The sequence below is a fragment of the Plantactinospora sp. WMMB782 genome (assembly GCF_049179135.1).
In the GTDB taxonomy this organism is placed as follows: Bacteria; Actinomycetota; Actinomycetes; order Mycobacteriales; family Micromonosporaceae; genus Plantactinospora.
The window spans coordinates 2953593-2966635 of sequence record NZ_JBMHMC010000007.1; the positions used below are offsets into that span (position 1 = coordinate 2953593).

9 protein-coding genes, 1 tRNA gene and 1 other RNA gene are annotated in these 13043 nt (G+C 68.9%); 10 read left to right on the forward strand and 1 reads right to left on the reverse strand.

Features of this window, described 5'->3' with window-relative positions; translation table 11 throughout:
• Positions 1–211: 211 nt before the first annotated feature.
• Entirely contained in the window at positions 212–3610 is a 3399-nt protein-coding gene (locus tag ACN28A_RS15570) for a DUF4062 domain-containing protein (RefSeq protein ID WP_421396023.1), read from the forward strand.
• Positions 3611–3695: 85 nt separating this feature from the next.
• Here ACN28A_RS15570 and ACN28A_RS15575 read toward each other — a convergent pair.
• Positions 3696–3780, reverse strand: a tRNA-Ser gene (locus tag ACN28A_RS15575).
• Positions 3781–3865: 85 nt separating this feature from the next.
• On the opposite strand from ACN28A_RS15575, the gene ffs reads away from it, so the two are divergent.
• The 9 genes from ffs (at position 3866) to ACN28A_RS15620 (ending at position 13040) form a co-directional block, all read left to right on the forward strand.
• Positions 3866–3955: signal recognition particle sRNA small type (gene ffs, locus ACN28A_RS15580), an RNA gene on the forward strand.
• Between the two features lie 229 nt (positions 3956–4184).
• A complete protein-coding gene (locus tag ACN28A_RS15585; protein WP_421396025.1) occupies positions 4185–6887 on the forward strand; it encodes a DNA polymerase III subunit gamma and tau in 2703 nt (900 codons plus the stop codon).
• A gap of 171 nt (positions 6888–7058) precedes the next feature.
• A complete protein-coding gene (locus ACN28A_RS15590; RefSeq protein ID WP_421396027.1) occupies positions 7059–7457 on the forward strand; it encodes a DUF2752 domain-containing protein in 399 nt (132 codons plus the stop codon).
• A 47-nt stretch (positions 7458–7504) separates the two neighbouring features.
• A complete protein-coding gene (locus tag ACN28A_RS15595) occupies positions 7505–7924 on the forward strand; it encodes an RDD family protein (protein WP_421396029.1) in 420 nt (139 codons plus the stop codon).
• A 115-nt stretch (positions 7925–8039) separates the two neighbouring features.
• Positions 8040–8348 (forward strand): YbaB/EbfC family nucleoid-associated protein, encoded by a 309-nt coding sequence (locus tag ACN28A_RS15600; RefSeq protein ID WP_239312288.1) that lies wholly within the window; start codon positions 8040–8042, stop codon positions 8346–8348.
• An 11-nt stretch (positions 8349–8359) separates the two neighbouring features.
• Entirely contained in the window at positions 8360–8953 is a 594-nt protein-coding gene (gene recR, locus ACN28A_RS15605) for a recombination mediator RecR (protein ID WP_421396031.1), read from the forward strand.
• Between the two features lie 279 nt (positions 8954–9232).
• Entirely contained in the window at positions 9233–10900 is a 1668-nt protein-coding gene (locus tag ACN28A_RS15610; RefSeq protein ID WP_421396033.1) for an ABC transporter substrate-binding protein, read from the forward strand.
• Between the two features lie 114 nt (positions 10901–11014).
• Positions 11015–12019 (forward strand): ABC transporter permease, encoded by a 1005-nt coding sequence (locus ACN28A_RS15615; protein WP_421396035.1) that lies wholly within the window; start codon positions 11015–11017, stop codon positions 12017–12019.
• 43 nt (positions 12020–12062) lie between these two features.
• Positions 12063–13040: an ABC transporter permease gene (locus tag ACN28A_RS15620; RefSeq protein WP_421396037.1), complete on the forward strand. Its 978-nt coding sequence runs from the start codon at positions 12063–12065 to the stop codon at positions 13038–13040.
• Positions 13041–13043: the final 3 nt, after the last annotated feature.

The window sequence follows — 13043 nt, forward strand, 5'->3', positions numbered from 1 at the left end:
GAGAGCTGCCTTGGAACCCGGCTGGAGCCGCGATCAACGAGTCGAAAATACTCCGCGACGCGGTAAAAATATGATCTTGGAAACGCCGAGCTTCGAGATTCACGCGGCCTACCGGACCTGGTGGACCGCCTGCGATGACCAGCACTTTGGGCTGACGCACGCTTCGCTGGCCGTGCGTATGCTGAGGCTCCGTCGCTGTCTTGGAGCTGTGGTGACCAAGGTCTACGTATCGGCAACCTTCAGAGATCTGCAGGAACATCGCGCGGCCGTCCAGCTCGCGTTGCGCCGGCTGCGCGTGGAGGACATGGCAATGGAGTCGTACGTCGCCGAGGATCGCCGTCCGCTGGAACGGTGCCTGGCCGACGTGGCGGACTGCGATGTCTACATAGGCATATTCGCCTGGCGGTACGGGTTCATCCCGCCGGGCTTCGACCGCTCCATCACCGAGCTGGAGTATCGCGAGGCGCTCGCACACGGAAAGCGCTGCCTGATCTTCCTGGTCGACGAGGAAGCGCCATGGCCGCGCAATTACGTCGATCGGGGCAACGACGCGGTCCGCATCGAGGCGCTCCGCGCGGAGTTGGCCGACCGCCACATGTGCAGCCTCTTCGGCGATCCTTCCCAGCTCGCGGCAATGGTGACCGCGGCGGTGGCCAACGTGCTGAGCGAGGCGAACTTTTCGCAGTACCCGTCCTCTACCCTGGGTCAGGATGTGCTACGGCGGTATTTCGGTCGCCTGCGACAGCACTACGGCGTGCTCGACCTGGACGTCCTGACGCCAGCGCACTCGGAGGAGCACTTCCAACTCCAGTTGGCGTCGGTGTTCGTCGAGCAGTCGGTGCTGCCGGTGTCGTCCGGGAGTTTGAACACCTCGGATCGTTCGGCCGAGCCGGTCGACCCCTGGGCGTCTCCGCCGCAGCCCCTGTTCGACGCCCTCGCTGACCCGGAGAAGCGCAGGATTGTCCTGCTCGGTGCCCCGGGCTCCGGGAAGTCGACCATCATCCGATACCTGGCACTCACCCTTAGCCAGGAGGATCACGATCATCGCCTGACTACGTTGGCCGATCACGTTCCACTGCTGGTCCAGCTCCGGTCGTACGCTGCTCTCGCGGCCGACGGACGCTACGAGGGGTTCGTCGCCTATCTGGACTACCTGGCCCGTACGAACGGGCTGGGCATCGAGCGGCGCATGCTGGTCCGTCATCTCAGGACGGGCAGGACGCTTGTCCTGTTCGATGGGCTCGACGAGGTTCTCGATCCGCGTCAACGTGAGGAGGTGTCCAGCCAGATCGCGGGATTCGCAACCGAGTTTCCGAACGTCCGGGTGGTCGTCAGCAGCCGGCCCTACGGCTACGCCAAGCGGGTTTTCGTGGCTGCCGGGTTCAGTGACCTAATGCTCCAGCCCTTGGACGCCAAGCAGATCGCGGCGTTCCTCTCGTCCTGGTATCGGCTGACCTCGACGACGAAGGCGGTCGAGGAAGAGGCGCCGGCTCGGGAGGCGCGTCTGCTCGACGCGATTGAGCATTCACCGTCGTTGCGGGAGATGGCGGGCAACCCGATGCTCCTGACGATCCTGACGATTGTGGGAAAGCACCAGGTCCTGCCCCGAACGCGCCTGCGTATCTACCGGCACGCAACCGATCTGTTGATCGAGTTTTGGGACGTCACCCGCCATCTTCGCACGCCGGAGAGTACCGGCTTCATCGAGATCGAGGACAAGCGGGAGCTTCTCCGTCGGGTCGCCTATCGTATGCAGGAGGTCGACAACGGCCTGCGTGGTAATGACATCAAAGCGGACGAGTTGCGGCGGGTGTTCGAGGAATACTTTGTCGATAGATACCAAATGGATCTGGTCGCGGTTCGTGGCATCAGTCAATCTCTCATCGAATCATTTAGCGTTCGTAGCGGCATCCTGACGGAGGTCGAGGAAGGGACCTACCGGTTCGCGCACCGCCTCTTCCTCGAGTTCTTCGCGGCGGACGCCATCGTCACCCGGTTCCGCCGTGGCGAGTTGTCGCCCTTGCAACTCCGGCGATTGTCGGCGTTGAAGCGCAGCGAGCCGCATTGGCAGGACGTGCTGGAGATGATTGCCGATGCCGTCGGGCCGGAGATGCTCTCGGCAGAGTTGAGCGACGTCTTCAAGCTGAACGGCACCCCGACCCTCACCTTCGTGGAGCCGCCGGACTTCACCCGCTTCCGGATGGCGCTACGGCAGCCGGGACTTGGGATCGTCCTAGAGGGACCGTCCGGGATCGGGAAGTCCACCTTCCTGCAACAAGCTGTGCGACTTGAGCACGAAAGGGGCCTTCTGATACCCGTACTGAGCGCCCGGCGTCCCGAGGATCTGCCAAAGATAGCGGTGTTACCCACCGAGCACCGTCGTGGCGTTGTTGCCGTCGACGACTTCCAGCGGTTGCCTGAGGAACTTCGGGTCAAGCTCGTCGATTACCTGAGGCTTCTCGCGGACGAGGAGTCCCCCGACCGACGGTTGGTCATATCTGGCATCCCCGGCACCGGGCAGAGCCTCGTCGAGTTGGCCTTCGACCTGGCCACTCGGATCAAGATCTTCCGGGTTCCGATGGCGACCGATGCGCTGATCGACGAGATGATTTCGAAGGGCGAACAGGCTCTCAACATCAAGTTCACCCATGGGCACGACATCGTCCGACTCGCCAGTGGAAGTTTGCACACCGCCCAGATGCTCTGCTGGCATCTCGCGGCGCACGGTGGCGTCGCATGCACGTCACCTCGGACGCTGGCCATCGACGATGGGCTGGACGACGCGCTGCGGCAGGTAGAGGACTCCCTGGCACTGAAATACCGCAAGGTCGTGCAGTCGTTCGCAGCTCTGGACGGCCAGAGCCAGCAGTCCTGCATCGAGCTCCTTCTCATGCTTGCCGAGACGCCGGATGGGATCCTGTCACTGGACCAGGCTGCGGAGCAGCGACCCCACCTCTCGCGGGCGATAACGTCGCACCTGCTCGAAGCCTCTCCCCAGGGATTCGGTGGTCCGCAGGCCGAACTGGCCGACCACCTCTTCCTCGACCGGCGGGCTCGGCGGCTCGTCATCGAGGATCCACAACTGCTCTTCTACCTACGCCGCCAGGATCCCGAGATGCTGGCCCGCGCTGTCGGAAAGCGAGTCAACGCCAAGCGTGATCAGGTATTCGTCAGTTACAGCCATCAGGACCGTGACTGGCTCGACCGATTGGACCGTCATCTCAAGCCCTTGATGAGGCGAGGGCTGGTGAACGTCTGGACGGACACTCGGATCGTGCCGGGGGACAGTTGGCGGGAAGAGATCGACGCCGCGCTACAGCGGGCCCGGGCGGCAGTACTGTTGGTCAGCCCTGACTTCCTCGCATCCTCGTTCATCGAGGAGGTCGAACTGCCGGCTCTGCTTTCTGCGGCCTACGACGACGGCTGCCGGATCCTGCCGGTCATCGTCTCGCCGAGCATCTTCACGAGCATCCCGGAGCTTGCCCGATTCCAGGCGTTCAACTCCCCCTCGATGCCGCTCTTGGGGCGCAGTGACTACGAGAAGGAGAAAGTCTTCAGCGAGGTCGCGGCTGTCCTGCTCCGGCTCTTCGCCGAACCGCCCGTCGCATAGCTACCTAGACCGCAATTGAGACCGGACAGTGAACGCCCGGCGGTTCCCGTAGGGCTCTGCCGGGCGTTTCTGCTGGTCAAGCGAGCGGAGGATACGAGATTCGAACTCGTGAGGGTGTTAACCCAACACGCTTTCCAAGCGTGCGCCCTAGGCCTCTAGGCGAATCCTCCGTCCGACAGGATACAGGCTCCGCGCCGGCTGCCCACCCCGGCGGTCCCCCGGAGATCCCGCCAGCCGGCCGGGTACACTTGGCGGCACCCCCCGTGTGGCGTCACCTCGTGAACCTCCCCAGGGCCGGAAGGCAGCAAGGATAAGCGAGCTCTGTCGGGTGCACGGGGGGCCTTGTCTTCCCCCTGACCAGGGCTGTCGCCGCCGAGTCGGCCTGCGTACCGGTCGGTACGCCGCCCACCCCCCATGATCACCCCGGCCTGGCGGCCATGATCACCCCGGACCGGGCGGCCACCAACCGCACCCGCATGATCGACGTGGAAAACGTCGGGCGCGCGTGACAACCTTGGCACTCGGCAGCGTGGCGACGGGTGGAGAATGGCCCGGTCGAGAGGAGGCGGGACGAGTGGCACTGGCGCTCTACCGCAAGTACCGGCCCCGCACGTTCGCCGAGGTGATCGGCCAGGACCACGTCACCGAGCCGCTCTCCCAGGCGCTGCGCAGCGGCCGGCTCAACCACGCGTACCTCTTCTCCGGCCCCCGTGGCTGCGGCAAGACGTCCAGCGCCCGGATCCTGGCCCGCTCGCTCAACTGCGAGCAGGGGCCGACCCCGGAACCCTGCGGCGTCTGCGACTCCTGCAAGAGCCTGGCCGCCGACGGCGCCGGCTCGATCGACGTGATCGAGATCGACGCGGCCAGCCACGGCGGCGTCGACGACGCCCGCGAGCTGCGCGAACGCGCCTTCTTCGCGCCGGCCAGCAGCCGCTTCAAGATCTATGTGATCGACGAGGCGCACATGGTCTCGACCCAGGGCTTCAACGCCCTGCTCAAGCTGGTCGAGGAGCCGCCGGAGTACGTCAAGTTCATCTTCGCCACCACCGAGCCGGAGAAGGTCCTCGGCACGATCAAGTCGCGGACCCACCACTACCCGTTCCGGCTGATCCCCCCTGGCGTGCTCCGCCCCTACCTGGAGCAGCTCGCCTCGGCCGAGGGTGTCAAGATCGAACCGTCCGTCTTCCCGCTCGTCGTCCGGGCCGGTGGCGGCAGCGCCCGGGACTCGCTCTCGGTGCTCGACCAGCTCATCGCCGGGGCCGGCCCGGAGGGGGTCAGCTACGCCCGCGCGGTGGCGCTGCTCGGGGTGACCGACGTCGCGCTGATCGACGAGATGTGCGACGCGCTGGCCGCCGGGGACGGCGCCGCCGCGTACGCCACAATCGACCGGGTCGCCGAGGCCGGGCACGACCCCCGCCGGTTCGCCTCCGACCTGCTCGAACGGCTCCGTGACCTGATCGTGCTGCGCCAGGTGCCGGACGCGGTCGCCAAGGGCCTGATCGACGGCCCGGTCGACCAGATGGAGCGGATGGCCGCCCAGGCCGAACGGCTCGGCCCGGCCACGCTGTCCCGCTGTGCCGACATCGTGCACAACGGCCTGGTCGAGATGCGCGGCACCACCGCACCCCGGCTGCTGCTCGAACTGATCTGCGCCCGGATGCTGCTGCCCGGTGCCGAGGACTCCACCGGCAGCCTGCTGCAACGCCTCGAACGCATGGAGCGCCGGCTCACCCTCTCCGGCGACGCGACCCCGGCCGCCGCGCCGATCCGCCCGCCCGCCGCCGTCGACCCAGGCCCGCCCGCCGCGACCACGTCCGCACCGCCGGCCCCCGCCAGCGCCGCGCCGGTCGCTCCCCCTCAGGGGGTACGCGAAAGCGCCGCACCCGCTCCCGCGCCCGCCGCACCGGTTGTGGAGCCACCGGCCGCCGTGCAGCCACCGACCCGACGTCCGGTGCCGCCGGAGGCGGTGATGCCCGACCCGGCCACCCCGGATCCGGCGCCGAGCGGTGCCGAGCCGACCGGCGAACTCGACGCCGCCGCCGTACGTCGGGTCTGGGGCGAGATCGTCGGCATGGTCAACCGCAGCAACAAGCGGATCGCCGCCCTGATGCGCGATGCGGTGGTACGCGACCTCGACGGCGACACCCTGGTGCTCACCGTCAAGTCCCCGGTACTCGCCCAGATGCTCGCCAACGCCTCCGGCGTGCTCACCGACGCTCTCTACGAGGAGCTGGGCGGGCGCTGGCAGATCCGCTGCGAGGTGGCCGGCGAGCAGCGCGCACCCGCATCGGCAGCCCCGCCCCGGCAGCCGACCAACCCCGCCAACAGCGGCCCCGCCAACAGTGGTCCGACGAACAGCGGTCCAGCCAACAGCAGCCCAGCCAGCACCGGCCCGGCCGGCGGCACCTCGCCCCGGGGCGGGGGCAACGGCTCGGCCCCGTCCGGTGCTGGCCGGGAACCGACCGGCCGCCGGGAACGATCGGCCGGGGCGTCCGGCTCGGCCGGCGGTGGCGCCGGTGCGGGCCGGACTGGTGGCGGCGGCCCGGACAGCGCTGGTGGCGGCTCGCCGTCCAGCGCCGATGACGACGACTGGCCGGAACCGGCCCGACCCGGCGGGTCCGCGTCGAGCGGAGCGGTCGACGACGACTGGCCGGAGCCGACCCCACCCGGCGGGGCCGCCCCCGCCCCCGCCACGTCGGCAGCGCCGATCGGCGGCGACCCGGTCGCGGGCGTAACCGGTAACCGCAACGGCACGGGCGCCACCGGCAGCGGGATCAACGGCGGTGTCGCACAGCACGGCACCGATGGCCGGGCAGCTCGCGGGGGCGGACCGGCCGGCGGTGGTGCGGGTACGGCTGCCGGTCGGGGCGTAGCCGGTGGACAGGGCGGCGGCGGAACCGGCGTGGCGGGCGGTGCGCGTACCCGCGGCGGAGCGGGCGGCGCCGTGGTCGGTGCCGGGCTGGCGGCGGCCCGTGCGGCGGCGGCCGGCCGGGGGCCGAAACCCGCCCCGGCGGCGGAGCGGACGGCCGACGCGGACTGGGCCGGCGAGCCACCCTACGACCCCGACTACGACGGCCAGCGCGCCCCGACCGGCAGCGGCTACGACGGCCAGCGCGCCTCGACCGGGATCGGCTACGAGGGCTTCGACCCGGGCGACGAGCCGCTCGACGAGGTGGTCGACGAGCGGACCGCCCGGCAGACCAGCGAGCAGCAGGCGGTGCAACTGTTACAGCAGACCCTCGGCGCGGAACGGATCGGCGAGGTCGAGCTGAAGTAGGGTGCCGGCCTGACCGGCTGATCAGACGGGCTGTCGTGCGCCTCGAACGGCTACCCGGGACTCCACTGTCCGCTCTCGACACCGGCCCGTAAACGGGACGACGGAAAGATCGTCGATTCTCTAAGATCAGCCGTCCGATCCCGTTTTCTGTGAGATTCCTGTGAGTGTGGTGTGCGCGAGTTCTCGGTACCCGAGCGGCTCGGGGTGTTCGGTCTGGGGGTGGCGGTCGCGGCGGCGGCGTGGCCGTACCTGACCGACGTGACCGGCCTGGGCCTGCCGTGCCCGTCGCGCGTGCTGACCGGGGTGCCGTGTCCGGGCTGCGGCCTGACCACGGCGGCGGTTGCCCTGGTCCGGGGTGACCTGGCCGGCGCGGCGGCGGCCAACCCGGTCATCCTCGGTCTCGCGGTGCTCACGGTCGTCGTGCTTCCGCTGCTCGCGCTGCGGACGTTCGGCGCGCTGCCACCTCCGGTCCGCTGGTCGGACCGGGCCCGGCGGCGTACGGAGTGGGCGGCGGCCCTGCTCGCGGGCGCGAGCTGGCTGTTCCAGCTGCACCGGCTCGGCGTCGGCTGACGTCGGGCTCCCGATTCTTCACCCCATTCATCGCAAGGAGTATCCCCTTGAACTACGCAAGTTGGGGCGCCCGGGTGGGCGCCTCCATCCTCGACGGCCTGGTCATCGTGCCGTTCGCCATTCTCGCCGCCGTCTTCGGCGGGCCGGGCGTGGACCCGGACACCGGTCAGGCGACCGGCCCCGGTCCGCTCTACTGGGTCTTCGTCCTGCTCGCGCTCGCGCTCAACGGTTACAACCGGTGGTACCTGGCTGGCAAGACCGGGCAGAGCTGGGGCAAGAAGGCGCTCGGCATCCAGCTGGTCGGCGAGGCCAGCGGCCAGCCGATCGGCGTCGGCATGGCCTTCCTGCGGGAGCTGGCGCACTTCGTCGACGGCATCATCTGCTACATCGGTTACCTCTGGCCGCTCTGGGACGCCAAGAAGCAGACCCTGGGCGACAAGATCGTGAAGACCCTGGTCGTACGCTGACCGACCCGCCGGCCGGTCGCGGGGCGTCGAGCCGCCCGCGACCGGCCGGACTAGGCTGGACGCGACCAGTTTCCGCAACCGAGGAGTCGCCGTGCGCCCGGGTGGACAGCCCAACCTGCAGCAGATGATGAAGCAGGCGCAGAAGATGCAGCAGCAGCTCGCCGCCGCACAGGCCGAGCTGGCCGAGGCGGAGCTGACCGGCACCGCCGGTGGTGGCCTGGTCACCGTGACCATCTCCGGTGCCGGCGAGGTCAAGGCCATCAAGATCGACCCGAAGGCCGTCGACCCGGAGGACGTCGAGACCCTGGAAGACCTCGTGCTGGCCGCCGTGCACAACGCCCACGACGAGGTGCGCAAGCTGACCGAGGAGAAGATGGGTCCGGTCACCGGCGGCATGGGCGGCCTCGGCCTGCCCGGTTTCTGAGCCACCCCGCGATGTACGAGGGTGCCATCCAGGATCTGATCGACGAGTTGGGCCGGCTTCCCGGAGTCGGTCCGAAGAGCGCCCAGCGGATCGCGTTCCACGTGCTCTCGGCCGACCCGGCCGACGTCACCCGGCTGGCCACCGCGCTGCGCCGGGTCAAGGAACTGGTGCGGTTCTGCACCGTCTGCTACAACGTCGCCGAGTCCGAGCAGTGCCGGGTATGCCGCGACCCGCGTCGGAGCGAAGAGGTGCTCTGCGTGGTCGAGGAGCCGAAGGACGTTGTCGCGATCGAGCGGACCGGCGAGTTCCGCGGCCGCTACCACGTGCTCGGCGGCGCGATCAATCCGCTGGAGGGCGTCGGCCCGGACAACCTGCGGATCCGGGAACTGCTGGCCCGGCTCGGCACCGGCGCGGTCCGCGAACTGATCCTGGCCACCGACCCGAACACCGAGGGTGAGGCCACCGCCACCTACCTGGCCCTGATGGTCAAGCCGATGGGCATCGCGGTGACCCGGCTCGCCAGTGGCCTGCCGGTCGGCGGCGACCTGGAGTACGCCGACGAGATCACCCTGGGCCGCGCCTTCGAGGGCCGCCGCGCCGTCTGAACCCGCGTCGAGCCGTCTGAACCCGCGTCGAGCCGTCTGACATCGGTAGTGCTCGACCTGATGCGCGATGTAACAAATTCGCATAGTCAGATCCGGACAAACGATCATATTGTCGGCCGACCGCGACGCTCTGTCGCTGGTGCCATGACGGTAAGGACACGATCCGGTACCAACCCGTTCCCCGGCCGTTTCCGGTCGGTCCGCGCGGGGGCTAGTGTCTCGCCATCGGTGGCCCCCCGTCACCGCGTTTGTCGTATCCACAGGACGAGGTGAAGCACCATGCGTGCACCAAGGCCGAAGGTCGCCATCGCGGCCGCAGCGGTCGCGGCCCTCGCGGTAGCCGGCTGTGCCGAGAGCGACCGCGGCGATTCGGGCGCAAGCCAGAAGGACACACTGGTCTTCGGCGTGGCCGGTGACCCGAAGGTGCTCGACCCCAGCCTGGCCAGCGACGGTGAGTCGCTGCGGGTCGCCCGTCAGGTCTTCGAGACGCTTGTCCGCCCCGAGGAGGGCGGCACCAAGATCACGCCCGGCCTGGCCGAGAGCTGGACCCCGGACGCCACCGGCACGGTCTGGACCTTCAAGCTCCGCTCGGGGGTGAAGTTCCACGACGGTACGGACTTCAACGCCGAGGCGGTCTGCGTCAACTTCAACCGCTGGTTCAACGCCAAGGGCCTGATGCAGAGCCCCGACGTCACGCCGTACTGGCAGGACGTGATGGGTGGCTTCGCCGCCAACGAGCGGGACGACCTGCCGGAGAGCCTCTTCAAGTCCTGCACGGCGAAGGACGCGACCACCGTCGACCTCGCCTTCAACCGCGTCTCCAGCAAGGTTCCGGCCGCGCTGATGCTGCCCTCGTTCTCCATCCACAGCCCGAAGGCACTGGAGCAGTACCAGGCCAGCACCATCGGCGGTAGCGCGGACAACATCCAGTACCCGTCGTACGCGATGGAGCACCCGACCGGCACCGGGCCGTTCAAGTTCAAGTCCTGGGACGTCGCCAACAAGACGCTGACCCTGGAGCGGTACGACGAGTACGCCGGCGCCCAGAAGGCCAAGCTGAAGACCCTGATCTTCAAGACGATCTCGGACGAGAACGCCCGGAAGCAGGCGCTGCGCTCCGGCGACATCCAGGGCTACGACCTGGTCGGCCCGGCGGACGTCGAGCCGTTGAAGGGCGAGGGCTTCAACATGCTCACCCGCCCGGCGTTCAACATCCTCTACCTGGCGATCAACCAGAAGGGCGGCAACCCGAAGCTCGCCGACCCGAAGGTCCGGCAGGCGATCGCGCACGCGCTGAACCGGCAGGCGCTCGTCGACTCGAAGCTGCCCCCGGGCGCCAAGGTCGCCACCCAGTTCATGCCGGACACCGTCGAGGGCTGGAACCCGCAGGTCACCACCTACGACTACAACCCGGAGAAGGCCAAGCAGCTGCTCGCCGAGGCGGGTGCCAGCAACCTGACGCTGCGCTTCCACTACCCGACCGAGGTCACCCGGCCGTACATGCCGAACCCGAAGGACCTCTTCGAGCTGCTCTCGGCGGACCTCAAGGCGGTCGGCATCCAGGTCACCCCGATCCCACTGAAGTGGAGTCCGGACTACCTCAACGCCACCACCTCCGGCAGTGCGCACGACCTGCACTTCCTCGGCTGGACCGGTGACTACGGCGACGGCTACAACTTCATCGGCACCATGTTCGACCGGCAGAAGCCGGAGTGGGGCTTCAACAACCCGGAGCTGTTCGGGCTGTTCGAGAAGGCCGACACCACGGCGGACGCCAACGCCCGGTACGAGCTCTACAAGCAGCTCAACGCCGAGATCATGGAGTTCCTGCCGGGTGTGCCGGTCTCGCACTCGCCGCCGGCGATCGTGTTCGGCAAGGACGTGACAGGCGTCAAGGCCAGCCCGCTCACCGACGAGCGGTTCGCCACCGCCGAGTTCAAGTCCTGACATAACCAAGGGAACGCGGGCGGGCGCGCCCTGGTCCCCGGCCGGTAGACCCCGGCCGGCGGCCAGCCGAGCGCCCGCCCGCGCCGCCCTCCGTACCCCTGCCAGAGGCCGCCCGTGTTCCGGTTCATCGTCAGACGCCTGTTGCAGCTGATACCCGCGCTGTTCGGGCTCTCCATCCTGCTCTTCATCTGGTTGCACCGGCTGCCCGGCGGCCCGGAGACCGCGATCCTCGGCGAGCGCGGCACCCCGGAGATGCGCGCCGCGATCCGGGAGAACCTCGGGCTGGACGAGCCGATCCTGGTGCAGTACGGCCGGTTCATGCAACGCATGTTCCGGCTCGACCTGGGCACCTCGATCTCCACCCGGCGCGAGGTGACCACCGAGTTCCTGCAACGCTTCCCGGGTACCGTCGAACTGGCCGTCACCGCGATGGTCATCGCGATCGCCGTCGGCATCCCGCTCGGCTACCTCGCCGCCCGCCGCCGCGGCCGGCTGCTCGACCACGTCTCGGTCGCCGGATCGCTGATCGGGGTCTGCATCCCGGTCTTCTTCCTGGCGTACGTGCTGAAGGCGATCTTCGCCGAGAATCTGAACCTCTTCCCGGCCAGCGGCCGGCAGGACCCGACGATCGACGCGACCCGGATAACCAACTTCTTCGTCCTGGACGGGTTGATGACCCGCGAGTGGGACGCCGCCGCCGACGCGCTCTGGCACCTCGTGCTCCCCGGCCTCGCCCTGGCCAGCATCCCGTTGGCGATCATCGTCCGGATCACCCGGGCGAGCGTGCTGGAGGTGCTCGGCGAGGACTTCGTCCGGACCGCCGAGGCGAAGGGCCTCACCGAGCGGGTGGTACGCCAGCGGCACGTGCTGCGCAACGCCATGCTGCCGGTGGCCACCTCGATCGGCCTGCTCACCGGCGGCCTGCTCTCCGGTGCGGTGCTCACCGAGACGGTCTTCGCGTTCAGCGGGATCGGGGCGTTCATCGCCGACTCGATCAGCCATCGGGACTATCCGGTGCTGATGGGCTTCATCATGATCATCGCCGTGGTCTTCGTACTGGTGAACCTGCTTGTCGACCTCTCGTACAGCCTGATCGACCCGAGGGTGAGGGTCCGATGAGCGTGCTCACGAGCCCCGCAGTTACGAACGGACGGTGGGCCCGATGACGATCACGGAACGGGCCCGGAAGAAGGCCGAGAAGCTCGACCGGCTCGGCGAACTCTCCGCCGCCCGGGACGAGGAGCGCGGCGTCAGCCTCTGGAAGGAGGCGTTCCGCCGGCTCCGGCGCAACCCGGCGGCCATCGTCGGCACCGTCGTACTCGGCATCTTCCTGCTCGTCGCCATCATCGGGCCGTTCCTGGTGCCGTACGGGCCGACCGACACGATCGGAATCCGGGAGGGTCTGGTCAAGTCGGGCCAGGGCATCATCCCCGGCCCGACCGGCGACCACTGGCTCGGCTTCGACCACCAGGGGCGGGACGAGTTCAGCCGGCTGATCGTCGGCGCCCGGCAGACCCTGCTGGTCGGCGTGGTCTCCACGCTCATCGGCCTGGCCGTCGGTGCCCTGATCGGCGGGGTCGCCGGTGCCGCCGCCGGGCTCGGCGGGCGCTGGGGGCGCTGGGTCGACACCACCCTGATGCGGATCGTCGACATGATGCTGGCGCTGCCCAGCCTGCTGCTCGCGGTGAGCATCGCGGCGCTGCTCGGGGCCAGCCTCACCACCGTGATGATCGCGGTCGGCGTGGTCTCGGTGCCGGTCTTCGCCCGGCTGCTGCGCGGCGCGATGATCGCCCAGGCGAACAGCGACTACGTGCTCGCCGCGACGTCGCTCGGGGTACGCCGCTCCAGGATCGCGATCGGCCACGTGCTGCCGAACTCGCTGGCCCCGGTCATCGTGCAGGCCACCCTGACCCTGGCCACCGCGATCATCGAGGCGGCGGCGCTCTCCTTCCTCGGTCTCGGCAACCCGGACACGGCGATCCCCGAGTGGGGCGTGATGCTCGCCGACGCGCAGCCGTACCTGGGCATCCGGCCGGCGCTGGCGATCTATCCGGCGGTGGCGATCATCATCACCGCGCTGGGCTTCACCCTGCTCGGTGAGGCGATGCGCGAGGCCCTCGACCCGAAGCTGCGGAAGTGATCT

Bases quoted from the DNA above. Each gene is read 5' to 3' on its own strand.
- recR (WP_421396031.1), top strand. From the start codon at position 8,360: ATGTACGAGGGTGCCATCCAGGATCTGATCGACGAGTTGGGCCGGCTT.
- ACN28A_RS15610 (WP_421396033.1), top strand. From the start codon at position 9,233: ATGCGTGCACCAAGGCCGAAGGTCGCCATCGCGGCCGCAGCGGTCGCG.
- ACN28A_RS15620 (WP_421396037.1), top strand. From the start codon at position 12,063: ATGACGATCACGGAACGGGCCCGGAAGAAGGCCGAGAAGCTCGACCGG.